Genomic DNA, 25411 nt, shown 5'->3' with positions numbered 1-25411 from the left:
CCTCGGCACGCGGTGCCGGGTCACTGGGGCGGGTTGCCGTGCTTGCGGGCGGGCAGATCGGCGTGCTTGGTGCGGAGCATGTCCAGCGCGTGGATCAGGACGGGGCGCGTCTCCGCCGGGTCGATCACATCGTCCACCAGGCCACGTTCGGCAGCGTAGTACGGGTGCATCAGCTCGGCCTTGTACTCCTTGACCATCCGGTCCCGCATCGCGTCCGGGTCCTCGGCGGCCGCGATCTGCCGGCGGAAGATCACGTTGGCGGCGCCGTCGGCGCCCATCACCGCGATCTCGTTGCTCGGCCAGGCGAGGGCCAGGTCGGCGCCGATGGACTGGGAGTCCATCACGATGTACGCGCCGCCGTAGGCCTTGCGCAGCACCAGCGAGATCCGGGGCACCGTGGCGTTGCAGTACGCGTACAGCAGCTTGGCGCCGTGCCTGATGATCCCGCCGTGCTCCTGGTCCACGCCCGGCAGGAAGCCCGGCACGTCGAGCAGGGTGATGATCGGGATGTTGAAGGCGTCGCACATCTGGACGAAGCGCGCGGCCTTCTCCGAGGCGTGGATGTCCAACACCCCGGCCAGCGCCTGCGGTTGGTTGGCGACGATGCCGACGACCTGGCCGTCCATCCGGGACAGGGCGCAGATGACGTTGGTGGCCCAGCGCTCGTGGACCTCCAGGAACTCGCCGTCGTCCACCAGCTCCTCGATGACGGCCCGCATGTCGTAGGGCCGGTTGCCCTCCAGCGGCACCAGATCGAGCAGCGCCTCGGAGCGCCGCTCCACCGGGTCGTCGGTGGGGGCGGCCGGCGGGTTCTCCCGGTTGTTGGCCGGGAGCAGGGAGAGGAGGAAGCGGACCTCCTCCAGGCAGGTCTCCTCGTCGTCGTAGGCGAAGTGCGCCACGCCCGACGTCTCGGCGTGCACGTCGGCGCCGCCCAGACCGTTCTGGGTGACCTCCTCGCCTGTGACCGCCTGCACCACGTCGGGCCCGGTGATGAACATCTGCGCCGTCTCGCGGACCATGAAGACGAAGTCGGTCAGCGCCGGCGAATAGGCGGCGCCGCCGGCGCAGGGGCCGAGCATCACGCTGATCTGCGGAATCACCCCGGAGGCCCGGGTGTTGCGCTGGAAGATGCCGCCATAGCCGGCGAGCGCCGAGACACCCTCCTGGATACGCGCCCCGGCGCCGTCGTTCAACGAGACCAACGGGGCGCCGGCGGCCAGCGCCATGTCCATCAGCTTGTGGATCTTGGCGGCATGGGCCTCGCCCAGCGCGCCGCCGAAGATCCGGAAGTCATGCGCGTAGACGAAGACCGTGCGGCCGTGCACCGTGCCCCAGCCGGTGACCACGCCGTCGGTGTAGGGGCGCTTGGCCTCCAGGCCGAAGCCCGTGGCGCGGTGCCGGCGCAGTCCGCCCACCTCGTGGAAGGAGTCGGGATCGAGCAGCAGACCGATCCGCTCCCTGGCGGTGAGCTTGCCCTTGGCATGCTGGGCCGCAGTCGCCTTCTCGGAAGGCCCGGCGAGCATCTGCGCGCGGATCGCCAGCAGCTCCGCCACCCGGCCCCTGGTGTCCGTGGCGACTGGGGTTTCGGGGGCTGCCGTATCGGCCTGATCGGTCATGTATAGACCCTACGAAACCTTGCCCGTCCACACTCTCGTCGGGTCCGCACAGTCTCCTTCGGCAATTCATGGCCACGCTGTACAGAACCGGCGCCGGCGCGGGGCGGTTGGTGGGCGGACCACACAGAACCGCCCCGAGGCGAATTAGAGGAACCCCACAGCATACGGTTCACGCGTCGGGCCGCAGCCCGGCGCGCAGCAGGCCGTAGGTGTAGGCATCGTCCAGGGCCTGCCAGGAGGCGGCGATGACATTGTCGGCGACGCCGACCGTGGACCACTCGGCCCCGCCGTCGCCGCAGGTGACCAGGACCCGGGTGGTGGACTGGGTGCCGTACTTGCCCTCCAGGATACGGACCTTGTAGTCCATCAGCTGGATACGGGCCAGCTCCGGGAAGGTCCGCTCAAGCGCCAGTCGCAGCGCCTGGTCCAGCGCGTGCACCGGCCCGTTGCCCTCGCCGGTGGCCAGCACCCGCTCGCCCTTCACCCACAGCCGCACCGTCGCCTCGTTGGCCATCTGGCCGTCGGTCCTGTGGTCGGTGATGGTGCGCCAGGACTCCAGCTCGAAGAACCGGTCCCTGCGGCCGGCCACCTCGTCGCGCAGCAGCAGTTCGAAGGAGGCGTCGGCCGCCTCGTAGGTGTAGCCGCCGCGCTCCTGCTCCTTGATCCGGGCGACCACCCGGCCCACCAGCTCGCGGTCCCCGTCCAGGTCGTAGCCCAGCTCGCGGCCCTTCAGCTCGACCGAGGCCCGCCCCGCCATGTCGGAGACCAGCATCCGCATCGAGTTGCCCACCAGCTCCGGGTCGATGTGCTGGTAGAGGTCGGGATCGACCTTGATCGCCGAGGCGTGCAACCCGCCCTTGTGGGCGAACGCCGAGACCCCGACATAGGGCTGGTGGGTGGCCGGCGGCAGGTTGACGACCTCGGCGATGGCGTGCGAGATCCGGGTCATCTCGGTGAGCGCCCCCGGCGGCAGCACCCGCATGTCGTACTTCAGCTCCAGTGCGGCGACCACCGGGAAGAGGTTGGCGTTGCCGACCCGCTCGCCGTAGCCGTTGGCCGTGCCCTGGACATGGGTGGCGCCCCCGTCCACGGCGGCCAGCGTGTTGGCGACGGCGCAACCGCTGTCGTCCTGGGTGTGGATGCCGAGGCGCGCGCCGGTCTCGGCCAGCACGGTGCGCACCACGGACGTCACCCGGCCGGGCAGCATCCCGCCGTTGGTGTCACAGAGCACCACCACGTCGGCACCCGCCTCGGCCGCGGTCCTGACCACGGTCAACGCGTACTCGGGGTTGTCGGCGTAGCCGTCGAAGAAGTGCTCGCAGTCGACGAAGACCCGTCGTCCGTGGGCGCGGAGATGGCGCACGGTGTCGGCCACCATGGCGAGGTTCTCGTCCAGGGTGGTGCGCAGCGCCAGCTCGACATGCCGGTCGTGGGCCTTGGCCACCAGCGTGACCACCGGCGCGCCCGAGTCGAGCAGCGCCTGGACCTGACGGTCGGCCGCGACGTCCGAGCCGGCCTTGCGGGTGGCGCCGAAGGCCACCAGCTGGGCGTGCCGGAAGTCGATCTCGGTGGCGGCGCGTTGGAAGAACTCGGTGTCCCTGGGGTTGGCGCCGGGCCAGCCGCCTTCGATGAAGCCCACGCCGAACTCGTCCAGGTGGCGGGCGATGGTCAGCTTGTCGGCGACGCTGAGGTGGATGCCCTCGCGCTGCGCGCCGTCCCTGAGGGTGGTGTCGAACACGTGGAAGGCGTCGGTCGGCGCCTCTGGCCGGGTGGCTTCCGTCGTCATGGCCTGGATCTCCTCATGGGGAGGTGTGCGTGTCTTAAGGCGGCGTCGCTGCCTCCTTCCCTGGCGCCCTCGCTCCGGCGGGGTGGGCCGGAAAACGAAAAAACCCCTCGCGGGTGCGAGAGGTCTGCGCGCGGGTCGGGGGCTTGGTGTCCCCTCCCGCTACTGGTGGGCGGGGCGGTGGACACCGCGTGACCGGCGCGCTAGTCACCAATAATGTTGGCGAACGAGAGCACGTGCGCAGTATGGCACGGACCGCCCGCCGCGCCGCTTCTCCGTCTCACCATCCGGACCCCGCCCGGTGGGGGCGGGGTCCGGAGGCGCTTTCCTCAGGCGATGGCGTGCATCCAGCCATAGGGGTCGGGGCGCTGACCGGTCTGGATGCCCAGCAGCTCCTCGCGGAGCCGCAGGGTGACCGGGCCCGGCTGGCCGTCGCCGACCAGCCACGCCGCCGCGGCGGACTTGACCGAACCGACGGGGGTGATCACGGCCGCCGTGCCACAGGCGAAGACCTCCGTGATGACGCCGCTGGCGCTGCCCTCGTGCCAGTCGTCGGTGGAGATCTTGACCTCGCCCGTGGAGTAGCCGAGGTCGCTGGCGATGCGCAGCAGCGAGTCACGGGTGATGCCGGGCAGCAGGGTGCCGCTGAGCTGGGGGGTGACGATCTGGGCGTCGGCGCCGCTGCCCCGCACGAAGTAGAGGTTCATGCCGCCCATCTCCTCGACCCAGCGGCGCTCCACGGCGTCCAACCAGACCACCTGGTCGCAGCCCTGCTCGGTGGCCTCGGCCTGGGCGAGGAAGGCGGCGGCGTAGTTGCCGCCGGTCTTCGCCTCGCCGGTGCCACCGGGGGCCGCGCGCACGTACTCCTTGGAGAGCCAGACGGAGACCGGCTTGATGCCCTTGGGGAAGTAGGCGCCGGCCGGGGACGCGATCACGACGAAGAGGTACTCGTTGGCCGGGCGGTTGATGCCCAGGCCGACCTCGGAGGCGATCATGAACGGGCGCAGATAGAGGGACTGCTCCCCGCTGGCCGGGACCCAGGCGGTGTCCTGGGCGACCAGCACGTCGATGGCCTCGACGAACAGCTCGATCGGCAGCTCGGGCATGGCCATCCGCCGGGCGGAGCGCTGGAAGCGTTCGGCGTTGGCCTCGGGGCGGAAGACGGCGACGGAGCCGTCGGCCTGGCGGTAGGCCTTCAGCCCCTCGAAGATCTCCTGCGAGTAGTGGAAGACCATGGTGGCCGGGTCCATCGGGAGGGGAGCGTAGGGCTGAAGTCGCGCATCGTGCCAGCCCTGGCCCTCGGTCCACCTGATGGTGACCATGTGGTCGGTGAAGTAGTTACCGAACCCGGGGTTGGCCAGCGCCGCCTCGCGGTCCGCGGCGGACCGCGGCTGCGCCGCGAGCTTGCGGTCGAAGGGCAAGGAGGAGGTTGTCATGGTGAGCGCGTCCTTCACTGAGTGTCGAAGCGGACCGCGCCCCGGGGCCCGTGGGTATTAGGAAGTCCGAGCATCGGGGCGGAGACCGGGGCGATGACAGGGGAACGAACGCCTACCCGGAATCTTCCCGAACCCGCGTGGAACGGCGGATTCGGTGAGCCTGCCGAAAGGACGTCCGCACCCGTCACCCGGTCGCGGTCCTGAGAACGATGGTGGCACCCAGCGGCGGCGTCGCACCAGCCACCGGGCAGCCAAGCCCGGCGGCCTACGGCCGACAGGCTAGCCGGATACTCGTGCCGCCAGCGCGTCGCCGATGTGCTCGGTGGAGCGGGGCGACGCCGCGTCACGCTCGGCGAGGTCCGCTGTGACGGCGTCCTCGATCCGGGTGGCCTCGGCCTGGTAGCCGAGGTGGCGGAGCAGCAGCGCGACCGACAGCACGGTGGCGGTCGGGTCGGCCTTGCCGGTGGCGGCGATGTCCGGGGCGGAGCCGTGGACCGGCTCGAACATGGACGGGAAGGTGCCCTCGGGGTTGATGTTGCCCGAGGCGGCGAGGCCGATGCCGCCGGTGATGGCGGCGGCCAGGTCGGTGAGGATGTCGCCGAAGAGGTTGTCGGTGACGATGACGTCGAACCGCTGCGGCTGGGTGACGAAGAAGATGGTGGCGGCGTCCACATGCAGGTAGTCGACGTCGATGCCCGGGTACTCCTGGGCGACGCGGTCCACCGTGTTCTTCCACAGATGGCCGGCGTGCACCAGCACGTTGTTCTTGTGCACCAGGGTGAGCTTCTTCGCCGGCCGGGCGGCGGCCCGCTCGAAGGCGTCCCGCACCACTCGCTCCACGCCGAAGGCCGTGTTGAGGCTGACCTCGGTGGCCACCTCGGCGGGCGTGCCGGTGCGCATCGAGCCGCCGTTGCCCACATACGGGCCCTCGGTGCCCTCGCGGACCACCACGAAGTCGATCTCGGGGCGGCCGGCCAGCGGGCTCGGGGTGTTGGGGAAGAGGCGGCTGGGGCGCAGGTTGACGTAGTGGTCGAAGGCGAACCGCAGCTTCAGCAGCAGACCGCGTTCCAGCACCCCGGACGGAACGGAGGGGTCGCCGATCGCGCCGAGCAGGATCGCGTCATGGCCGCGCAGCCGCTCCAACTCCGCGTCGGGCAGGGTCTCCCCCGAGGCGTGCCAGCGGCGGGCGCCGAGATCGTAGGCGGTGGTCTCGCACTTGACGTCCGAGGGCAACACCGCGGTCAGGACCTTGAGCCCCTCCGCGACCACCTCAGGGCCGATGCCGTCACCAGGGATCACCGCGAGATCGATACTGCGAGCCATGGGTGGGACCCTACGCCCCGTCCCACCCTTCGAGGGCGGACGTCCACCATACGGACGAGGGGCTGGTCAGAGGGCGACGGCCCCGCCGTTGTCCCTGCGGTCCACGGCCTCCTGGAGCGCGAGGGCGGCCTGTCGGCGGCTGGCGATGGCAGCGGCGCGGGCATCGGCCCTGGCGCGGCTCCGCGCACTGGGACCGGCGGCCGCCTCCTGGACCGCACGCGCGGTATGGACGGGAACGACGGCGACGGCTGGGGCAGTAGTGACTGCGGTGGCGTCCATGGCGGTCAGCTCCAGGTGGGGGTGACAGACTGCCGGGGCGACGGTGACCCGGCGTATGACCTCCACAAAAGTAGCCCCCCGATGCCGTGCTGTCTGCCCAAATAGTCGACCGTCCTACTATCTGAGACGCGGACGGCCCCCACCCCGCTCTCCCCGAGGCGGAAGGGGCCTTGGGGGCGGGTGGGGGCCGAGGGACGTGCCGCCTCGGTCAGGAGACGGTCAGCCCATGTGCGGATAGCGGTAGTCGGTGGCTGCCACCTGGGTCTCCTTGATCACCCGGGGGGAGACCCAGCGCAGCAGGTTGAGCTTCGAGCCCGCCTTGTCGTTGGTGCCGGAGGCGCGCGCGCCGCCGAACGGCTGCTGGCCGACGACGGACCCGGTGGGCCTGTCGTTGAGGTAGAAGTTCCCGGCGGCGAACCGCAGCCGCTCGCTCGCCTCCGCCAGCACCGCGCGATCCCTGGCCAGAAACGCGCCGGTCAGCGCGTAGTCGGCGACCGACTCCATCTGGTCGAGCATCGCGTCGAAGTTGTCGTCCTCATAGACGTGGACGGCGATGATCGGTCCGAAGTACTCGTCGGTGAACACCTCGTTGTCGGGGTCCGAACAGGTCAGCACCGTGGGCCGGACGAACCAGCCGACGCTGTCGTCGTAGGAGCCGCCGGCGATGATCTCGCAGCTGGGGTCGGCCGCGGCCCGGTCGATGGCGGCCCGGCACTTGGCGAACGCCCGCTCGTCGATGACGGCCGCCATGAAGTTGCCCAGATCCGTCGGATCGCCCATGGTCAGCCCGTCGGTCTCGGCCGCCAGCTCGTCCCGCAGGCCGCCCTCCCACAGCGACCTCGGCACATAGGCGCGGGACGCGGCGGAACACTTCTGCCCCTGGTACTCGAAGGCGCCCCGGACGATCGCGGTGCGCAGCACGGCCGGATCGGCGCTCGGGTGGGCGACGATGAAGTCCTTGCCACCGGTCTCCCCCACGATCCTGGGGTAGTTGCGGTAGTTCTCCAGATGGTCGGCGACCCCGCGCCACAGCGCCCGGAAGGTCGGCGTCGACCCGGTGAAGTGGATGCCGGCCAGCCGCGGGTGCGGCAGCGCCACCTCGGAGACCGCCCGACCGTCACCGGTGACCAGGTTGATCACCCCGTCCGGCAGCCCGGCCTCCTCCAGCAGCCGCATCAGCAGCACCGCGGCATGGGTCTGGGTGGGCGACGGCTTCCACACCACCACATTGCCCATCAGCGCGGGCGCGGTCGGCAGGTTGCCGGCGATCGCCGTGAAGTTGAACGGGGTGATCGCGTAGACAAAACCCTCCAGCGGCCGGTGGTCCGTCCGGTTCCAGACGCCCTTGGGCTGCACCGGCGGCTGCTCGGCCAGGATCTCCCTGGCGAAGTGCACGTTGAACCGCCAGAAGTCGATCAGCTCGCAGGGCGCGTCGATCTCCGCCTGCTGGACCGTCTTGGACTGCCCGAGCATGGTCGAGGCGGCGATGGTCTCCCGCCAGGGCCCGGAGAGCAGTTCGGCGGCCTTCAGAAAGACGGCCGCCCGGTCGTCGAAGGACAGCGCCCGCCAGGCGGGGGCCGCGGCGAGCGCCGCGTCGATGGCGTCCCTGGCGTCCTGCTCGGTGGCGTTGCCATAGGTGCCGATCCTGGCCGCGTGCCGGTGCGGCTGCACCACGTCGAAGCGTTCGCCCCCGCCGAGCCGGCGCCGGCCGCCGATGGTCATCGGCAACTCGATCGGGTTCTCGCCGAGTTCCTTGAGCTTGCGTTCCAGTCGGGCGCGCTCGGGGGAGCCGGGCGCGTAGCCGAGCACCGGCTCGTTCACCGGGACCGGGACCTGGGTCACAGCGTCCATGGCGGTTCGTCTCCTTCGGTCAGCGGGGTCTGTTCGGGGGTGCGGTGGGGTCTCACGGGAGTCAGCCGCGGGTCGCCAGGGAGCGGGCGAAGAAGGCGAGGTTGGCGGGCCGCTCGGCCAGCCGGCGCATGAAGTAGCCGTACCAGTCGTCGCCGTAGGGCACATAGACCCGCACCCGGTGGCCCAGCGCGGCCAGCCGGCGCTGCTCGGCGTCGCGGATGCCGAAGAGCATCTGGTACTCGTAGGCGTCGAAGGCCCGCCCCTCGCGCTTGGCGATCTCCTCGGCCACCGCCACCAGCCGGGGGTCATGGGTGGCGACCATCGGATAGCCGCCCCCCGCCATCAGCAGCCGCAGACACCGCACATAGGCCCGGTCCACCTCGGGCTTGCGCTGGTGGGCGACGGACGCCGGCTCCCGGTAGGCGCCCTTGACCAGCCGCACCCTGGCGCCGGCCTCGGCCAGCTCGCGGCAGTCGTTCTCGCTGCGGAAGAGATAGGACTGGAGCACCGCGCCCGTCTCCGGGTGGGTACGACGCAGCTCCCGGTGGATGGCGAGGGTGGAGTCCACCGTGCGGTGGTCCTCCATGTCCAGAGTGACGGCGGTGCCGGCCTCGGTGGCCGCCGCGACCACCCGTTCCACATGGCCCAGGGCGATGTCGTGGCCGTCGGGGAGCGCCTGGCCGAAGGCCGAGAGCTTCACCGACAGCTCGGCGCGCTCGGCGAGACCGTGCCCCGTCAGCTCGTCCAGCAGCTCCAGATAGCCGTCCCGGTTGCGCACCGCCTGGGCCGGGTCGGTCACCGACTCGCCGAGCCGGTCGAGGGTGACCGTCATCCCCTGGTCCAGCAGGGTGCGGGTGGTGTCCAGCGCGTCGGCGACCTGGTCGCCGGCGATAAAGCGGTCCACCACCGGACGGGTGAGCGAGGCGGACGACACCAGCCGCCGAATGCGATCGCTGCCGGCCGCCGCCAGCAGTACGGGTCCAAGCACGGGCACCTCCCGATGGGTCCGCCGAAACGAAGCGGCGACGCGTTACCCAGAAGGTAGGACCGCCGCGTCCCCGCGCCTATCGACAGCTGTCGAGCGGCCGGTCGCACGAACTCAGACATCTGTATGGGACTGCACGAGAATGGTCGCGGACCGCCGGAACCGGCGCGAGAGGAAAGGTGGCGAACGGGCGATGCGCTCCCCCTACCAGGAACTCATCGACGAGATCTGCGCACTGCTGAACGCCCCCGCGACGCTGGAGGGACGCGACTTCGGGCTGATCGCCTTCGGCGCCCACGACAGCGACGACGACCGGGTGATGGACCCCGTCCGCACCCGTTCCATCCTGCGGCGACGCTCCACGGCGGCGGTGCGGGCCTGGTTCGAGGGCTTCGGCATCACCAGGGCGCGCGAGCCGGTGCGCATCCCGCCCGATCCGTCCGCCGGAGTGCGCACCGGGCGCATCTGTCTTCCCGTGCGCCATGGCGGGGTGGTCCACGGCTATGTCTGGCTGATCGACGACGGCACGTTCCCGTTGGACGACCCCCGGCTGACCGAGGCGATGGAGATCGCCGGGCGTGCCGGCGCGCTGCTGGCCGAGGAGGCCAGGGCCGGCTCCCGGGCCGGCGAACTGCTCCGCACCCTGCTGACCGCGCCGGCGGGCGAGGAGTCGGCCGACGCGGCCGGCGAACTGGCCGACGCGCTCGGCCCGGCGGCCGAGGGCCCGTTGGCGCTGATCGCGGTGGCGCCCTGGGACGCCACGGCCGACCTGCCGGCGCCGCCGCCGGGCGCGCTCGCCCTGACCGCCCTGCCGCCGGGGCAACGCGCCGGCGCCGGCTGGGCGTTGGCCGCGCTGGTCCGGCCAGGCGCGGCGCGCGCGGTGGCCGAGCGGCTGGTGGGGCGGCCGGCGGGGAGCGCCCGCCGCGCCGGCCTGAGCGCGGCCAGGCACGAGGCCGCCGAGCTGGCGGCGGCCTGGCCCGAGGCGCTGGCCTCGGTCCGCGCGGCCGGCGCGGACGACCGCCTCGGCCCGCTCGCCGACTGGGCGTCGATCGGCCCCTACCGGCTGCTGACCGCGCTCCCCCCGCAGCTGCCGCCCGACCCGGCCGTCGCGCCGCTGCTGAGCCCCGAGCACCGCGAACTGGCCCATACCGCCGAGACCTTCCTCGACCTCGCCGGACAGGCCACCCGCACCGCCGCAGCCCTGGGCATCCACCGACAGACGCTCTATTACCGCATCTCCCGCATCGAACACCTCACCGGCCTCAGCCTCAACAACGGCGACGACCGGCTGCTGCTGCACCTCGCCCTCAAGACGGCCCGCCTGCGGCCCTCCACCCAGCCGCCGCCCGCCGGTAGCGTGCCCCCATGACCGGCCACGCGGGACACCCGCTGCTCTTTCTGGACGTCGACGGAACACTTCTCCCCTTCGGCGGAGCGCGGCCCCCCTCGGACCTCGAAGGCTGGGATGCCTGGCAGCACCGGGGCAATCCCCAGCTGGCAAAGCTCGACCCCGCGCACGGCCCCCGACTGCTGGCGCTGCCCTGCGTCCCGATGTGGGCCACCGCCTGGATGACGGACGCCAACGAGGTGATCGCACCGCTGCTCGGACTGCCGCGGCTGCCGGTGTGCGAGCTGCCCGAGGCGCCGGAGGAGGAGGTCCCCGACCGACTGCACTGGAAGACCCGCGCCCTCGTCGAGACGGCGGACGGCCGCCCGTTCGTCTGGGTCGACGACGAGATCACCGCTCTCGACCGGGCGTGGGTGTCGGCCCACCACCGGGGCCCTGCCCTGCTGCACCGCGTCGACCCCCGGGTCGGGCTCACGGACGCGGACTTCGCCGCCGTCGACGACTGGCTGCGCGCGACCGCCGCCCCCGCCCCGGGCGATATCAGCACCGTCTGAGCCGGCGGCGGCCTCGGGCCCGGATCAGCGGGACGTCGGCAGGTCGAATCCGACGTCCGTCAGGCGCTCGGAGACGGCCCACAGCTCGCGGCCGATCGCGGGATCGGCGGCGAGGTGCCCAGCCGCACCGTGGTCGGCGCGCCTCGCGGCTCCGCCGGCCGGGCGTTCTGCGCGAACGGTTTACTCGTCGAGCCGAACCCGCTATGTTCGTGCGACAGCCGATGGGAGCGCTCCCATACCCCCACGTCATCGTCCCGAGAGGAACGGTCCATCGTGCGCACCGCAAGAGACGCAGGGACCCCCACCACCACCGACCCCCGAGGGCGCCGACGCCGCGCGCCGCTGCTGTTGGCCGCCGTGGCGACGGTCGGCGGACTGCTCGCCGGAGTCACCCTCGCATCCGGCGCGCAGGGCGCGGACGCCGCCGCACTCCCCGACGACACCGTGTTCCACAACTATCCGGCCAATGTGCACGCCTGGGTCGAGGCGAACCCGAACGACCCCAGGCAGCCGCTGATCGCCGAGCGGATAGCGAGCCAGCCGCAGGCCGTGTGGTTCTCCAACTACCAGCCCAGCACCGTGACCGAGGACGCCGCCGCCGTGACCTCGGCCGCCTCGGCGGCCGGCGAGGTGCCGGTGATCGTCTCCTACATGATCCCGAACCGGGACTGCGGCGGCGCCTCGGCCGGCGGGGCCCCCACCTTCCCCGCCTATCTGGACTGGACCGAGGACTTCGCCGCCGGCCTCGGCGACGATCCCGTGCTGGTCGTCCTGGAGCCGGACTCGCTCGCCCTGACCACCTGCCTGGACGGCGCGGAGCGGGCCGAGCGGTTCTCCTCGCTCGCCGCCGCGGCCGATCTCATCCACGCGGCCAACCCGGAGGCCAAGGTCTACTTCGACGCCGGCCACTCGGCCTGGCACGCGCCGGCCACCATCGCGAACACCCTGCGCGAGGCCGGCATCCTGGAGAGCGGCGACGGCATCTACAGCAATGTCTCCAACTACCGGGTGACCGGCGAGGAGAACGCCTTTGTCGAGGCGGTGCTCAACGAGCTGGGCGACCCGAGCCTGACCGCGGTGATCGACACCAGCCGCAACGGCAACGGCCCGGACGGCTCCGAATGGTGCGACCCGCCCGGCCGGCTGGTCGGCGAGAGCCCGACGGCCAACACCGGCAACGAGCGGATCGACGCCTATCTGTGGATCAAGCTGCCGGGTGAACTGGACGGCTGCGCCGGTCCCGCCGGCTCGTTCTCACCCGATATGGCGTACGAGCTGGCCGGGGGCAACTGACCCCGGGGCCACGGCTCCACGCCACGCGAACCGACCGGTGTCGCCCCGTCCTCGGGGGCGACACCGGTCTTCGCGTTCCCCGGGGACGGCGATATGGAAAGCGGCGGATGGTATGGCATGAGGCTTCTTCTGTCATACCGACAGATAAGCCCTAACGTGGAGGAGCGTCATCCGCCCTGGCCGCCCAGCTTTGCGCCGGAGGAATCCCCGCCATGAGCATCACGGACTACCGCACGGAATTCGCCGACAAGACCGCCCTGGTGACCGGTGGCGCCTCCGGGATCGGCCGGGCCGTCGCCGGGCGGCTCGCGGCCGGCGGGGCGCGGGTGGTCATCGCCGACTTCAACGAGGACGGCGCGCAGGGGGCGGCCGAGGAGGTGGTGGCCGGCGGCGGCAAGGCGTCCGCGGTGCGTCTCGACGTGACCGATCCGGCGTCGGCCGAGGCGGCGGTCGCCTTCGCGACCAGCACCTACGGGGCACTGCATCTGGCCGTCAACAACGCCGGCATCGGCGGGGCCGGCGCGCCCGTCGGCGACTATCCGCTCCAGGAGTGGCAGCGGGTGCTGGACACCAATCTCACCGGCGTCTTCCTCTGTCTGCGCGCCGAGTTGCCCGCGCTGCTGGCCGCCGGCGGCGGCGCCGTGGTGAACATGGCCTCGATCCTGGGCACCAACGGGTTCCCCGGGTCCGCCGCCTATGTGGCGGCCAAGCACGGGGTGGTGGGGCTGACCAAGACCGCCTCCCTCGAATACGCGGAACGCGGGGTGCGGATCAACGCGGTGGGGCCCGGGTTCATCGATACGCCGCTGCTGCGCCAGTCGGAGTCCGTTGACTTCGAGAAGCTGGTCTCGCTCCATCCGGCGGGCCGTCTGGGCACCGCCGACGAGGTGGCCGAGCTGACCACCTTCCTGCTCTCCGACCGCGCCTCCTTCGTGCACGGCAGCTACCACCTGGTCGACGGCGCCTACTCGGCCCGCTGACCCGCGTCCCGGGAAGACCCGTCCCAGCGAGGAGGCTCCTCATGAAGGCCGTTCAGTATCGGGAGATCGGCGCCGCACCCGAGGTGGTCACCGTTCCGGAGCCCACGCCGGGCCCCGGGCAGGTGCTGCTCAGGGTGGCGGCGGCCGGGGTCTGTCACTCCGATATCGCCCTGATGAGCTGGTCCGCCGAGAGCTTCCCCTACCAGCTCCCGCTCACCCTCGGTCATGAGGGCGCCGGAACGGTGGTGGCGCTGGGCGACGGCGTCACCGGCGTGGAGGAGGGCGATGTGGTGGCGGTCTACGGCCCACAGGGCTGCGGCCGCTGCGTCAAATGCGCCCAGGGCAAGGAGAACTACTGTCTGCGGGCCGCCGAACTCGGCATCCTGCCACCGGGGTTGGGCGCGCCGGGCGCGATGGCGGAGTTTCTGCTGGTGAACGACGCCAGGTTCCTGGTGCCGTTGAACGGTCTCGACCCGGTCGCCACCGTTCCGCTCACTGACGCCGGGCTCACCCCGTACCACGCGATCAAGCGTTCGCTGCCCAAGCTGGTGCCGGGGTCGACGGCGGTGGTGATCGGCGCCGGCGGGCTCGGCCATGTGGCGATCCAGCTGCTGCGGGCGCTGACGCCGGCCCGGGTGGTGGCGGTGGACGTCTCGGAGGAGAAGCTGACGCTGGCCCGTTCGGTGGGCGCCCATGAGACGGTGCTCTCCGACGAGGGCGCGGCCGACCGGGTGCGGAAGCTGACCGGCGGTCTCGGCGCCGAGGGTGTCTTCGACTTCGCCGGCGTCCAGCCCACGGTGACGCTCGCCGGCGCGGTGGCGGCCGTGGAGGCGGATATCGCGATCGTGGGCCTCGGCGGCGGCGCGCTGCCCGTCGGTTTCAACACCACGGCGTTCGACGTGTCCGTCGCGGCGCCCTACTGGGGCAGCAGAAGCGAGCTGGCCGAGGTGTTCGACCTGGCCGGCGCGGGGGAGGTCGAGGTGCGGGTGGAGACCTACGGCATCGACGAGGCGCCGGTGGCCTACGAGCGGCTGCACGCCGGCAAGGTCAACGGCCGCGCCGTGATCCTGCCGAACGGCTGACCCACGACGGCCGCGTGACCTCGGCAGGAACCCGAACGGGCCCCGCCGTGGGGATACGGCGGGGCCCGTTCGCGGGACGGTCGGCGTCAGGACATCAGGGCGTCAGGGCATCAGATCGACGCCACGGGCCGAGGTGGCGCCGATCTCCTCGGCGACCTCGTTGAGCACCTGCGACGGGATGGTGCCGTCGACGGTGAGCACGATCAGCGCGTCGCCGCCCTCCTCGGCGCGGGCCACCTGCATCCCCGCGATGTTGATCTGCGCCTCGCCCAGCACCCGGCCCAGCGCGCCGACGACGCCCGGGCGGTCGGTGTAGCGCAGGAACGCCATATGGTCGGCGACCGCCAGGTCGACGGTGTGCCCGCCGATGCCGACGATCTTCTGCTGGTGCTTGGGCCCGGCCAGGGTGCCGGCGACCGAGATCACGTCACCGTTGGTCAGCGTGCCGCGCACGGTGATCAGGTTGCGGTGGTCGGGGGACTCGGAGCTGGTGGTGAGGCGCACCTCGACACCGCGTTCCTGGGCGAAGAGCGGGGCGTTGACATAGGACACCGTCTCGGCGACGACATCCTCGAAGACGCCCTTGAGCGCGGAGAGCTCCAGCACCTTGACGTCGTGCTGGGTGATCTCGCCGCAGACCTCCACGTCCAGCCGCTGGGCGACCTCGCCGGCGAGCGCGGTGAAGATCCGGCCCAGCTTCTCGGCGAGCGGCAGCCCGGGGCGCACGTCCTCGGCGATGACGCCGCCCTGGACGTTGACCGCGTCCGGGACCAGCTCGCCGGCGAGGGCCAGCCGCACCGACCTGGCGACGGAGATGCCGGCCTTCTCCTGGGCCTCCCCCGTCGAGGCGCCCAGGTGGGGGGTGCCGACGACCTGGTCGAACTCGAAGAGCGGGGAGTCCGTACAGGGCTCGCTCGCGTAGACGTCGAGGCCGGCGCCGGCGACCCGGCCCTCCTTGAGGGCGCTGTGCAGCGCGGCCTCGTCCACGATGCCGCCCCTGGCCGCGTTGACGATCCGCACCGAGGGCTTGACCTTGTGCAGCGCCTCGTCGCCGATCAGCCCCAGGGTCTCCGGGGTCTTGGGCAGATGGACGGTGATGAAGTCGGCGGTGGCCAGCAGCTCGTCGAGGCTCAGCAGCCTGACGCCGAGCTGGGCGGCGCGGGCGGCCTGCACATAGGGGTCGTAGGCGACGATCTTCATGCCGAAGGCGGCCATCCGCTGGGCCACCAGCAGGCCGATCCGGCCGAGGCCCACCACGCCCAGGGTCTTCTCGGACAGCTCGACGCCGGTGTACTTGCTGCGCTTCCACTCGCCGTTCTTGAGCGCGGCGTTGGCCTGCGGGATGTTCCGCGCGGTGGCGATCAGCAGACCGCAGGCCAGCTCGGCGGCGGTGACGATATTGGAGGTGGGGGCGTTGACCACCATCACGCCCGCCTTGGTGGCGGCGGCGACGTCGACGTTGTCCAGGCCGACCCCGGCCCGGGCGACGACCCGCAGCCTGCGGGCCGCGGCGATCGCCTCGGCGTCCACCTTGGTGGCGCTGCGGATCAGGATGGCGTCCACCTCGGCGATGGCGCTCAACAGGGCGGCGCGGTCGGCGCCGTCGCAGTGCCGGATCTCGAAGTCCGGCCCCAGCGCGTCAACCGTGGCGGGGGAAAGCTCTTCGGCGATGAGTACGACGGGCTTGCTCACTTGGTCTCACTGGTCCTTTGCGGAAGGCCGCGTCCCGACGGCCGACGACGGGGGTGGAGAGGTAGGCAGCCGCGTGGAGACGCACGACGCTGTGAGCCTTTGTACGCGCTTGTGGTGGCAGTGTATCGGCGCGCCGTGGGCCCGACGGCAGTCCGTCGGGCCCACCGCTCGTTCGAGCGAACTCCCGCGGTGCGGACGGATTTCCGCCCGGGCTCAGGCTTCCTCGTCCACCCAGCTCATGAGCTTGCGCAGCTCCTTGCCCGTGGTCTCCAGCAGGTGGTCGCCGTCGGCCTTCTTGTACTCGTTGTAACGCGGCAGGCCGGCGTTGTACTCGGCCATCCAGTTCCTGGCGAAGCTGCCGTCCTGGATCTCGCCGAGGATCCGCTTCATCTCGGCCTTGGTGTCGGCGTTGATGAGCCTCGGGCCGGAGACGTAGTCGCCCCATTCGGCGGTCTCGGAGATGGACCAGCGCATCTTCTCCAGGCCGCCCTCGTACATGAGGTCCACGATGAGCTTCAGCTCGTGCAGGCACTCGAAGTACGCGATCTCCGGCTGGTAGCCGGCCTCGACCAGGGTCTCGAAGCCGGCCTTGACCAGCGCCGAGGTGCCGCCGCAGAGCACGGCCTGCTCGCCGAAGAGGTCGGTCTCGGTCTCCTCGGTGAAGGTGGTCTTGATCACACCGGCGCGGGTGCCGCCGATGGCCTTGGCGTAGGAGAGGGCCAGGGCGAACGCCTGCCCCGACGCGTCCTGGTCGACGGCGGCGATACAGGGCACGCCGCGCCCCTCCTCGTACTGGCGACGGACCAGGTGGCCCGGGCCCTTGGGGGCGACCATGCAGACGTCGACGCCGGCCGGCGGCTTGATGAAGCCGAACCGGATGTTGAAGCCATGGCCGAAGAAGAGCGCGTCGCCGTCCTTGAGGTTGGCGCGCACGGACTCCTCGTAGACCTTGCCCTGGATCGGGTCCGGCACCAGGATCATCACCACGTCGGCCTCGGCCGCCGCCTCGGCGGGGGTGGTCACCCGCAGGCCCTGCTCCTCGGCCTTGGCGCGGGAGGCGGAGCCCTCGTGCAGGCCGACGCGGACGTCGACGCCCGAGTCCCGCAGGGACAGCGCGTGCGCGTGGCCCTGACTGCCGTAACCGAGAACCGCGACCTTACGGCCCTGGATGATGGACAGGTCGGCGTCGTCGTCGTAGAACAGCTCGGCCACTTCGGTTTTCTCCTTGTTGTTGCTGGTGGTCCGCCACCACGGGGGACCACCACCGTATGACATGGGCCGCTTCCGACCGGCTGCGGGCGGAAGGGCGTGGACGGCGGGGAACGCGTCCGCCGGGGGGTCAGGCGGAGCGCTCCAGAGCGCGCAGCGAACGGTCCGTGATGGACCGGGAGCCACGGCCGATGGCGATGGCGCCGGACTGCACCAGTTCCTTGATGCCGAACGGCTCCAGCATGCGCAGCATCGCGTCCAGTTTGTCGCTGCTGCCGGTGGCCTCGATGGTGATGGCCTCGGGCGCCACATCCACGGTCTTGGCGCGGAAGAGGCGGACGATCTCCACGATCTGGCTTCGCGTGTCGTTGTCGGCGCGCACCTTCACCAGCACCAGTTCGCGGTGCACGGCGGCGGACGGCTCCAACTCCACGATCTTGAGCACGTTGACCAGCTTGTTGAGCTGCTTTGTCACCTGCTCCAGAGGAAGGTCCTCGACGCTGACCACGATGGTGATCCGCGACACCTCGGGGTGTTCGGTGGTGCCGACGGCGAGGGAGTCGATGTTGAAGTTCCGGCGGGAGAACAGCGAGGTGATCCGGGAGAGCACCCCGGGCTTGTTCTCCACCAGAACGGAGAGCGTGTGCTTGGACATGGCGGTTCAACCTTGTCGATGGCGGCGTTGGCTGCGGCGGTCGGCGGGCGGCGGGATGGCTTCGGTCGGCGGCGTCAGTCGGTGGCGTCGCCGAAGTCGGGACGCACTCCGCGCGCGGCCATCACCTCGTCGTTGGAGGTGCCGGCGGCGACCATCGGCCAGACCATGGCGTCCTCGTGCACGATGAAGTCGACCACCACCGGACGGTCGTTGATGGCGTTGGCCTTCTCCAGCACGGCGTCCAGCTGGTCGGCGCGCTCGCAGCGCAGCCCCACGCAGCCCATCGCCTCCGACAGCTTGACGAAGTCGGGGACCCGGGTGCCCGTGTTGGTGGCGGTGTCGCTGCCGGCCGCCGAGCCGCTGTAGGAGCCGGTGCTGTCGTCGCGCAGCACGGTGTTGGAGTAGCGCTGGTTGTAGAAGAGGGTCTGCCACTGGCGGACCATGCCCAGGGCGCCGTTGTTGATGATGGCGACCTTGATGGGGATGTGGTTGAGCGCGGCGGTGACCAGCTCCTGGTTGGTCATCTGGAAGCAGCCGTCGCCGTCGATCGCCCAGACCGGGGCCTCGGGGCGGCCGGCCTTGGCGCCCAGCGCGGCGGGCACGGCGTAGCCCATGGTGCCCAGGCCGCCGGAGTTCAGCCAGGTGCCGGGGTTCTCGAAGGAGAGGTAGTGCGCGGCCCACATCTGGTGCTGGCCGACGCCGGCGGTGAAGATCGTGCCGTCCGGGGCCAGTTGGCCGATCCGCTGGATCACATGCTGCGGGGAGAGCGTGCCGTCCGACGGCTGGTCGAAGCCGAGCGGGTAGGTCTCGCGCCAGCTGTCCAGCTGTCGCCACCAGGCCGCGTAGCGCTCCCTGGCGTCGGAGCCGTCGGGCGCGCCGCCCTCCGCCAGGGCGGCGGTGAGGTCCGTCATCACTTCCTTGACGTCGCCCACGATGGGCACGTCGGCCAGCCGGTTCTTGCCGATCTCGGCCGGGTCGATATCGGCGTGCACGATCTTGGCGTGCGGCGCGAAGGAGTCGATCCGACCGGTGACCCGGTCGTCGAACCGGGCGCCGAGGGCGACGATCAGATCGGACTTCTGCAGGGCGGTGACGGCGGCGACGGAGCCGTGCATCCCGGGCATGCCCAGATGCTGCGGATGGCTGTCGGGGAAGGCGCCCAGCGCCATCAGGGTGGTGGTGACGGGGACACCGGTGCGCTCGGCGAGGGCCCGCAGCTCGGCGGCGGCCCCGGACTTGATCACGCCGCCGCCGACATAGAGCACGGGCCGCCTGGCCTCGGTGATCAGCCGGGCGGCCTCGCGGATCTGCTTGGCGTGCGGGCGGCTCACCGGGCGGTAGCCGGGCAGTTCGGGGGTGGGCGGCCAGCTGAAGGTGGTCTGCCGCTGCAGGGCGTCCTTGGCGATGTCCACCAGGACGGGGCCCGGACGTCCGGTGGCCGCGATGTGGAACGCCTCGGCGATGGTGCGCGGGATGTCGGCCGGGTCGGTGACCAGGAAGTTGTGCTTGGTGATCGGCAGCGTGATGCCGCAGATGTCGGCTTCCTGGAAGGCGTCGGTGCCGATGGTCGGGGCCGCGACCTGACCGGTGATGGCGACCAGCGGCACGGAGTCCATATGGGCGTCGGCGATGGGGGTGACCAGGTTGGTGGCGCCGGGGCCCGAGGTGGCCATGCAGACGCCGACCTTGCCCGTGGCCTGCGCGTACCCCGTGGCGGCGTGGCCGGCGCCCTGCTCGTGCCGCACCAGGATGTGCCGGACGCTGGTGGAGTCCATCAGCGGGTCGTAGGCGGGGAGGATCGCACCGCCGGGAATGCCGAACACGGTGTCGGCGCCGACCGCTTCGAGGGAGCGGATGAGCGACTGGGCGCCGGTGACATGCGCGACAGCTGGGGTTGGCTGGGGTGCTCCGCCTCGGGGGGCCCGGGGCTGCGGCTTGGGTGCCCCGGTGGCCTGCTCGGTCATCGCGATCTCTTCTCGGAGGATACGGGTGGTGGCGCCGCGTGGAACGCGGGAGTTACGTCTGCTGGGGGGCTGGTGAGGGCTGCTGGGGAGCTGCTGGGGGTGTCGGTGCAACAAAAAACCCCCCGTGCCGAAGAGGCAGACGAGGGGAAGCGCGTCGCTGGAGTCCGCAGGATGCTCCTGGGATCAGCCGACGCGCCACGAAAGTACGAGAATTCCGGTGTGCATGGCACAGACATTGCTCCCCCCCGCCGTCGGCTGTCAAGCGCGAGGGATGGAAGTCTCACTATGTGGGCGAGGGACGGCATCCGGCGGGGGCAGCTGCCCGCCGGCCTGCTCCGGCGACGACGTCCGGCCGCGTGGCAGCACCGGCGCCAGCGGCAGGGAAGGGCTGGGCAACGGGAGCCAGCCCTCTTCGAGCAACCGGCCGAGACGGGCGGCGTCCAGCGGCTCGCTGAAGGCCAGGCCCTGGGCCCTGCGGCAGCCGAGCGCCCGGAGCGCGGCGGCCTGCTCGGGCCGGTCGACCCCGTCGGCGAGGGAGTCGATCCCGAGATCGTCCGCCATCCGCAGCAGCCCCGCGACGATCTTGCCGAGCGTCGGGGAATCCAGCACGCCCTCGACCAGCTCCGCGTCGAGCCGGACCAGATCGACGGGCAGGCGGTGCAGGGCCGCCGCGGCCGTGCCGGCGCCGCCGAACCCGCCGAGGGCGATGCCGACCCCGAGGCGGCTGAGATCCGTCAGCCGATGCCGGAGCTCCGTCGAGGCGAGCACCGGATCGGCCTCGGGCAGCTCCAACAGCAGTGCGCTGGGCGGGAGGTGGTGCTCGCCGAGGAGGGCTTCGAGGGTGCGGGCGGAGAGCGCGCGGTCGGCGAGCCGGCTGCCCGGCACCCGGACGCTGACCGGCGGGGTGTGGCCCGCCCGGTGGCGGCGGCCGGCCGCGGCGATGGCCTGCGTCACCAGCCAGGCCGTGACATCGAGCGTGGCGTCCGGGCCGCCGCCGGCCGCCCGGGGCGGATCCCACCGGCCGCCGTGCAGGAATTCGAGCGGGGTGGTCAGCAGACCGTGCGCGGAGCGCCAGCGGGCCTGCGCGCAGAGGGCGGCGACCCGGCCGTCCGTCAGCTGAACGATGGGCTGGTGGAGCAGGGCGAACTCGCCGTCCTGCAGGGCGCGGCGCAGCCGGTCGGCCAGCTCCGTGCGGCGCACCGCCTCGGACTGGAGCTGGGGGGCGTACAGCTCGACGCGGGCCTTGCCGGCCTGTTTGGCGCGGTACATCGCGAGGTCGGCGTTGCGCATCAGGGCGGCCGGGGTGGCGCCCGGCTCGGCGAAGGCGACGCCGATGCTGGCCGCGACGCCGAGCCGCTGCCCGTCCACCAGATAGGGGCGGGAGAGCGCGGTACGGACCCGCTCGGCGATCTCCAGGATGCGGTACTCCCGGGGCTCCTCCTCGACACCGCCGTCGCCGAGGATCAGCGCGGCGAACTCGTCGCCGCCGAGGCGGGCCGTGGTGTCGTCCGCGCGGACCGAGTCGCGGAGCCGCCGGGCGGCCTGGACCAGCAGCTCGTCGCCCGCCTGGTGGCCGGCGGAGTCGTTGACCGCCTTGAAGCCGTCGAGATCGATGAAGAACACCGCCACCCGCTCCTGGGCGGCGCGGCCGCCGCTGAGGGCCAGCCGGACCCGCTCCGTGAACAGGGCGCGGTTGGGCAGGTCGGTGAGCGCGTCATGGGAGGCGCTGTGCTGCAACTGGGCCTGGAGGCGGACGCGTTCGGTGACGTCCCGGCTGTTGAAGATCAGGCCGCCCTCGTGCCGGTTGACGCTGGACTCGACATTGAGCCAGTGGCCGGCGCCGTGCCGCACCCGGCACTCGACCCGGGTGGCCGGCTCCCGGCTGGGCGGCACGGCCAGGAAGCGACGCAGCTCGTGCAGGACGCGGCCGAGATCCTCCGGGTGGATCAGGGTGGACAGCTCGCTGCCGATCAGCCGGCTGGGATCCTGCCCGTAGACGCCGGTGGCGGCCGGGCTGACATAGCGGAGCTTGCCGTCGGGGGCGGCGATCATGATCACATCGCTCGATCCCTGGACCAGCGATCTGAAGTAGTTCTCCTTCTGGGTCAGCTCCCTCGTCAGGGAGATGTTCTCCAGCAGGGTGATGCCCTGCCGCACCAGCAGCGCGAGCACCACCGCGCAGGCCAGATAGACCACCGTGGCGTCGACCCGGCGCCCGGCGACGATGGTGCCGAGGATGCTCAACACACAGACGGCGGCGGCCAGATAGGGCGCCAGCGCGCCCAGCGAACCGGCCAGCGGATGCCCCGGCGCGCCCCGGCCGTCCCTGGGCCCCTGGGCCTCCACCGGGACGGGGCCCCGGCTGGTCGTCCAGGGGGCGCAGGCCAGCAGCAGCGAGCCGGCGAACCAGCCCGCGTCGAGCAACTGCCCCGAGCTGTACTGCTCGCGCAGCGGCGGGCTGGTGAACAGGGCGTCGCAGAGGACGGTGAGCGCGAGGGCGCCGATCGCCGCGTTGATCGCCGGGCGGTGGCGGGCGCTGCGCCGGAAGTGCAGGACGGCGACCATGCTGACCAGCACGATGTCCAGCAGCGGATAGGCCAGGGCGAGGGCGACCTGGCCGGCCGACTCGTCGCTCAGCTCGGCGGTGTGGGCCAGCGCCACGCTCCAGGAGAGCGTCATCAGGGAGCCGCCGATCAGCCAGACGTCGAGCCCGAGGCAGACCCAACCGGCCCTGGTGCGGGGGCGTTTGGCGAGCATTAAGAGCCCGACGATGGCCAGCGGCGCGAACAGCAGGAAGCAGACGTCGGCCAGCGAGAGGCTGGGCACCGGCTCCCGGAGCACCACCTCGTACCAGCCCCAGGTGGCGTTGCCGAGGCCGATCATGACCGAGGAGAGGCCGAACATCGTCCAGGCGCCGCGGAACTCCTGGGCCTGGCGCCTGGCGTACCACAGACAGGAGACGGCGGCGGCGAACGCGGCGGCGCTCAGACCGAAGTCCCCCATCACCCTGGCGAACTGGGGGGATCCCCAGCCCGCCAGGGCGCCGGCCGCGTAGCAGGCGCAGACCGCGGCGAGTGCGAGCTGTGGGAGCGGGCCGCCCAGCGGCGGCCCCGCCGGCACTTCACACGCGCGCGATCGCGCCCATGAGTGGTGCATCGCCATCGCCCCCCTCTCGTTCCGGGCTCACCCCGAAACGGACGATACACCAGAACAGTCACGGAGCGACATAGATACATCACCCATAGTGATGGTTTGGGGCGAGGCTAACGCTCCGAGCCGCTGGTCGCGACCACATGCCCCGGCTGCTCGCCGGCGGCGAACCGGGCGAGCTGGGCCCGCAACAGCCGCTTGGCGCGCGGCTCGAAGGCGGTCGAAGGGCCGCCCACATGCGGCGTGATCAGCACCCCGGGGGCGCGCCACAGCGGGTGGTCGGCCGGCAGCGGCTCCGGATCGGTGACATCCAGGGCGGCGCGCAGCCGCCCCCGCTCCACCTCGGCGAGCAGCGCCCCGGTGTCCACCACCGGGCCCCGCGAGACGTTGACCAGCAGGGCACCGTCCGGCAGCAGCGCCAACTCGCGGGCACCCAACAGGCCACGGGTGGCGTCGGTCAACGGGGTGGCGACCATCACCACCTCGGCGTCGGGAAGCAGTTCGGGCAGCTTCGACGCGGCGTGCACCGGGCCGCGCGGGGCGGTCCTCGCCCGGCCGGCGACCCGGACGACATCGGCGACCTCGAAGGGCAGCAGCCGTTCCTCGATGGCCGCGCCGATGCCGCCGTAGCCGACGATCAGCACCCGCCGGTCGGCCAGCGAGGTGTGCATGGCCGTCTCCCAACGCCCGTCCAACTGGGCGCGCGCCGCCTGGTCCACGCCGCGCAGCGCGGAGAGCGCCAGGGCGAGCGCCAGCTCGGCGGTGCTGGTGTTGTGCAGTTCGCCGGCGTTGCAGAGCACGGCGCCGGCCGGCAGCTTCGGCACCTCGGGCAGCATGTGCTCCACGCCGGCCGTCAACGTCTGCACCACCCGCACGCCCGTCATCGCGGGCAGCGGACGCACCGCGATCCGTGGGCCCTTGAGATACGGCACGGTGTAGAAGACGCAGTCCGCGGGGTCGGCGGGGAAGTCCCCGTCGCCGTTCCAGAAGCGGTAGCGCAGGGTGTCGGGCAGGGGCGCCAGTTCGGAGGCGGGATAGGGCAGCCAGACTTCCGGTGTACTCATGGCGCCAGGCTAACCGGGGCATCCCGGGCGGGGATCCGGGTGTCGGCGGCGGTATCGCTGGCGGTGTCGGTGTCGGTGTCAGTGTCAGTGGGAGGGGATACGTTGGTGACGACGGCTCACGCCGGGGAGGGAACGGCCAGGTGCGGTACAGGACGATGGGCTCCGGCACGCTCGGGGTGGGCGCTGTCGGCCTGGGGTGCATGCCGATGAGCTGGGGATACTCGGCCTCCCAGCGCGATGGCGAGTCCTCGCTGCGGGCTCTCAACGTCGCGCTGGACGAGGGCTGTTCGCTGCTGGACACGGCCGATATCTACGGCCCGTTCACCAATGAGCGGCTGCTGGCGCGGCTCCTCAAGGAGCGGCGGGACGAGGTCTTCCTGGCCACCAAGGGCGGGCTGCTGGTGGGCGAGCAGCATCTGGTGGCCAACGGCAGCCCGGCCTATGTGCGGCGGGCCTGCGACGCTTCGCTCCGCCGGCTCGGCACCGATGTGATCGACCTCTACCAGCTGCATCGCGCCGATCCCGAGGTGCCGGTGGAGGAGACGTGGGGCGCGATGGCGGAGCTGGTCCGCGCGGGGAAGGTGCGGGCGTTGGGCTGGTGCGCGCTGGATCCCCACGACCGGCGCCGGGGTCGCGGGCCCGGTGGGGAGCACGGGCGCACCCTTGAGCTGCTCTCCCGGGCGCAGCAGGTCTTCCCGGTCACGGCGGTGCAGGCGGAGTTCTCCGTGTGGTCGGCCGAGGCGCGCGCCGAGTTGCTGCCCTGGTGCGAGGCCCGTGGCATCGGGCTGTTGGCGGCGATGCCGCTGGGCAGCGGCTTCCTCACCGGCACGCTGGTGCCGGGGAGCGGCTTCGAGCCGGACGATCCCCGGGCCCGGCATCCCAGGTTCACGGCCGAGATGATGGCGGCCAACCAGCCGGTGGTGGCCGGGTTGCGCCGGGTCGGGGCCCGACACGAGGGGGCGACGCCGGCGCAGGTGGCGCTCGCCTGGCTGCTGGCCCAGGGCCGCCAGGTGATCCCGCTGCCCGGCACCAAGCGCGCGTCCTGTGTCCGGGAGAACGCGGCGGCGGCCGAACTGACGCTCACCGAACGGGATCTGGCGGAGATAGCCGCCCTGCCTGCGGCCCGGGATTCCTGGCACTGACGACC

General features: G+C 71.8%; 19 protein-coding genes. 6 read left to right on the top strand and 13 right to left on the bottom strand.

The features are described from left to right. Positions 1-20: 20 nt before the first annotated feature. The 7 genes from AOM46_RS04375 to AOM46_RS04345 all read right to left on the bottom strand — a co-directional run bounded on the left by AOM46_RS04375 (position 21) and on the right by AOM46_RS04345 (position 9276). Positions 21-1616 carry an acyl-CoA carboxylase subunit beta gene (locus AOM46_RS04375; protein ID WP_062205786.1) on the bottom strand — a complete coding sequence of 532 codons (1596 nt, stop codon included), beginning with the start codon at positions 1614-1616 and terminating at the stop codon, positions 21-23. A 169-nt stretch (positions 1617-1785) separates the two neighbouring features. Further along, the gene (cimA, locus tag AOM46_RS04370) at positions 1786-3402 is read right to left on the bottom strand and encodes a citramalate synthase (RefSeq protein ID WP_062205783.1); all 1617 of its coding nucleotides are present in this window, start codon (positions 3400-3402) and stop codon (positions 1786-1788) included. Positions 3403-3728: 326 nt separating this feature from the next. Continuing rightward, complete coding sequence (locus AOM46_RS04365) at positions 3729-4835, bottom strand: branched-chain amino acid aminotransferase (protein ID WP_062205782.1); 1107 nt, start codon at positions 4833-4835, stop codon at positions 3729-3731. A 279-nt stretch (positions 4836-5114) separates the two neighbouring features. Continuing rightward, positions 5115-6158: a 3-isopropylmalate dehydrogenase gene (locus tag AOM46_RS04360; protein WP_062205781.1), complete on the bottom strand. Its 1044-nt coding sequence runs from the start codon at positions 6156-6158 to the stop codon at positions 5115-5117. A 66-nt stretch (positions 6159-6224) separates the two neighbouring features. Beyond that, entirely contained in the window at positions 6225-6437 is a 213-nt protein-coding gene (locus AOM46_RS04355) for a hypothetical protein (protein WP_062205780.1), read from the bottom strand. Positions 6438-6656: 219 nt separating this feature from the next. Further along, on the bottom strand, positions 6657-8288 hold the full coding sequence (gene pruA / locus AOM46_RS04350) for an L-glutamate gamma-semialdehyde dehydrogenase (protein WP_062205778.1): 1632 nt from the start codon (positions 8286-8288) through the stop codon (positions 6657-6659). A 61-nt stretch (positions 8289-8349) separates the two neighbouring features. After that, on the bottom strand, positions 8350-9276 hold the full coding sequence (locus AOM46_RS04345) for a proline dehydrogenase family protein (RefSeq protein WP_062205776.1): 927 nt from the start codon (positions 9274-9276) through the stop codon (positions 8350-8352). Between the two features lie 190 nt (positions 9277-9466). Between AOM46_RS04345 and AOM46_RS04340 the strand changes: the two genes are divergently transcribed. The 5 genes from AOM46_RS04340 (at position 9467) to AOM46_RS04320 (ending at position 14530) form a co-directional block, all read left to right on the top strand. After that, the gene (locus AOM46_RS04340; protein ID WP_062205773.1) at positions 9467-10642 is read left to right on the top strand and encodes a CdaR family transcriptional regulator; all 1176 of its coding nucleotides are present in this window, start codon (positions 9467-9469) and stop codon (positions 10640-10642) included. Then, entirely contained in the window at positions 10639-11175 is a 537-nt protein-coding gene (locus AOM46_RS04335; RefSeq protein WP_062205770.1) for an HAD domain-containing protein, read from the top strand. The genes AOM46_RS04340 and AOM46_RS04335 overlap by 4 nt, the downstream gene beginning before the upstream one ends. Before the next feature lie 273 nt (positions 11176-11448). Continuing rightward, on the top strand, positions 11449-12468 hold the full coding sequence (locus AOM46_RS04330; RefSeq protein WP_234313621.1) for a glycoside hydrolase family 6 protein: 1020 nt from the start codon (positions 11449-11451) through the stop codon (positions 12466-12468). A 212-nt stretch (positions 12469-12680) separates the two neighbouring features. Then, the gene (locus tag AOM46_RS04325) at positions 12681-13448 is read left to right on the top strand and encodes an SDR family NAD(P)-dependent oxidoreductase (RefSeq protein ID WP_062205767.1); all 768 of its coding nucleotides are present in this window, start codon (positions 12681-12683) and stop codon (positions 13446-13448) included. Positions 13449-13489: 41 nt separating this feature from the next. Beyond that, complete coding sequence (locus AOM46_RS04320; RefSeq protein WP_062205764.1) at positions 13490-14530, top strand: NAD(P)-dependent alcohol dehydrogenase; 1041 nt, start codon at positions 13490-13492, stop codon at positions 14528-14530. Positions 14531-14632: 102 nt separating this feature from the next. Here the strand turns inward: AOM46_RS04320 and serA are convergent, their stop codons facing one another. The 6 genes from serA to AOM46_RS04290 all read right to left on the bottom strand — a co-directional run bounded on the left by serA (position 14633) and on the right by AOM46_RS04290 (position 24264). After that, on the bottom strand, positions 14633-16222 hold the full coding sequence (gene serA / locus AOM46_RS04315) for a phosphoglycerate dehydrogenase (protein WP_062205762.1): 1590 nt from the start codon (positions 16220-16222) through the stop codon (positions 14633-14635). 213 nt (positions 16223-16435) lie between these two features. Continuing rightward, entirely contained in the window at positions 16436-17434 is a 999-nt protein-coding gene (gene ilvC, locus AOM46_RS04310) for a ketol-acid reductoisomerase (protein WP_062205759.1), read from the bottom strand. A gap of 127 nt (positions 17435-17561) precedes the next feature. Further along, positions 17562-18086, bottom strand: coding sequence for an acetolactate synthase small subunit (gene ilvN / locus AOM46_RS04305; protein ID WP_062205756.1), 525 nt, complete (start codon positions 18084-18086; stop codon positions 17562-17564). A gap of 74 nt (positions 18087-18160) precedes the next feature. Next, on the bottom strand, positions 18161-20050 hold the full coding sequence (locus AOM46_RS04300) for an acetolactate synthase large subunit (RefSeq protein ID WP_062205753.1): 1890 nt from the start codon (positions 20048-20050) through the stop codon (positions 18161-18163). 258 nt (positions 20051-20308) lie between these two features. After that, a complete protein-coding gene (locus AOM46_RS04295; RefSeq protein ID WP_062206439.1) occupies positions 20309-23206 on the bottom strand; it encodes an EAL domain-containing protein in 2898 nt (965 codons plus the stop codon). A gap of 107 nt (positions 23207-23313) precedes the next feature. After that, complete coding sequence (locus AOM46_RS04290; RefSeq protein WP_062205750.1) at positions 23314-24264, bottom strand: 2-hydroxyacid dehydrogenase; 951 nt, start codon at positions 24262-24264, stop codon at positions 23314-23316. A 140-nt stretch (positions 24265-24404) separates the two neighbouring features. Here AOM46_RS04290 and AOM46_RS04285 point away from each other — a divergent pair, with 140 nt between their 5' ends. Beyond that, on the top strand, positions 24405-25406 hold the full coding sequence (locus AOM46_RS04285) for an aldo/keto reductase (protein ID WP_107079970.1): 1002 nt from the start codon (positions 24405-24407) through the stop codon (positions 25404-25406). Positions 25407-25411: the final 5 nt, after the last annotated feature.

It is taken from the genome of Streptomyces sp. NBRC 109706, assembly GCF_000974485.1.
Lineage (GTDB): Bacteria > Actinomycetota > Actinomycetes > Streptomycetales > Streptomycetaceae > Streptomyces.
This window is presented reverse-complemented; position numbering and strand designations above follow the sequence as displayed.

What these genes read in the sequence shown, in the direction of transcription:
- AOM46_RS04300 (WP_062205753.1), bottom strand. Translation starts at nt 20,050, where the DNA reads ATGACCGAGCAGGCCACCGGGGCACCCAAGCCGCAGCCCCGGGCCCCC.
- AOM46_RS04360 (WP_062205781.1), bottom strand. Translation starts at nt 6,158, where the DNA reads ATGGCTCGCAGTATCGATCTCGCGGTGATCCCTGGTGACGGCATCGGC.
- cimA (WP_062205783.1), bottom strand. Translation starts at nt 3,402, where the DNA reads ATGACGACGGAAGCCACCCGGCCAGAGGCGCCGACCGACGCCTTCCAC.
- AOM46_RS04335 (WP_062205770.1), top strand. Translation starts at nt 10,639, where the DNA reads ATGACCGGCCACGCGGGACACCCGCTGCTCTTTCTGGACGTCGACGGA.
- AOM46_RS04375 (WP_062205786.1), bottom strand. Translation starts at nt 1,616, where the DNA reads ATGACCGATCAGGCCGATACGGCAGCCCCCGAAACCCCAGTCGCCACG.
- ilvN (WP_062205756.1), bottom strand. Translation starts at nt 18,086, where the DNA reads ATGTCCAAGCACACGCTCTCCGTTCTGGTGGAGAACAAGCCCGGGGTG.
- AOM46_RS04325 (WP_062205767.1), top strand. Translation starts at nt 12,681, where the DNA reads ATGAGCATCACGGACTACCGCACGGAATTCGCCGACAAGACCGCCCTG.
- AOM46_RS04340 (WP_062205773.1), top strand. Translation starts at nt 9,467, where the DNA reads ATGCGCTCCCCCTACCAGGAACTCATCGACGAGATCTGCGCACTGCTG.
- AOM46_RS04320 (WP_062205764.1), top strand. Translation starts at nt 13,490, where the DNA reads ATGAAGGCCGTTCAGTATCGGGAGATCGGCGCCGCACCCGAGGTGGTC.
- AOM46_RS04355 (WP_062205780.1), bottom strand. Translation starts at nt 6,437, where the DNA reads ATGGACGCCACCGCAGTCACTACTGCCCCAGCCGTCGCCGTCGTTCCC.
- AOM46_RS04365 (WP_062205782.1), bottom strand. Translation starts at nt 4,835, where the DNA reads ATGACAACCTCCTCCTTGCCCTTCGACCGCAAGCTCGCGGCGCAGCCG.
- pruA (WP_062205778.1), bottom strand. Translation starts at nt 8,288, where the DNA reads ATGGACGCTGTGACCCAGGTCCCGGTCCCGGTGAACGAGCCGGTGCTC.
- AOM46_RS04290 (WP_062205750.1), bottom strand. Translation starts at nt 24,264, where the DNA reads ATGAGTACACCGGAAGTCTGGCTGCCCTATCCCGCCTCCGAACTGGCG.
- AOM46_RS04295 (WP_062206439.1), bottom strand. Translation starts at nt 23,206, where the DNA reads ATGCACCACTCATGGGCGCGATCGCGCGCGTGTGAAGTGCCGGCGGGG.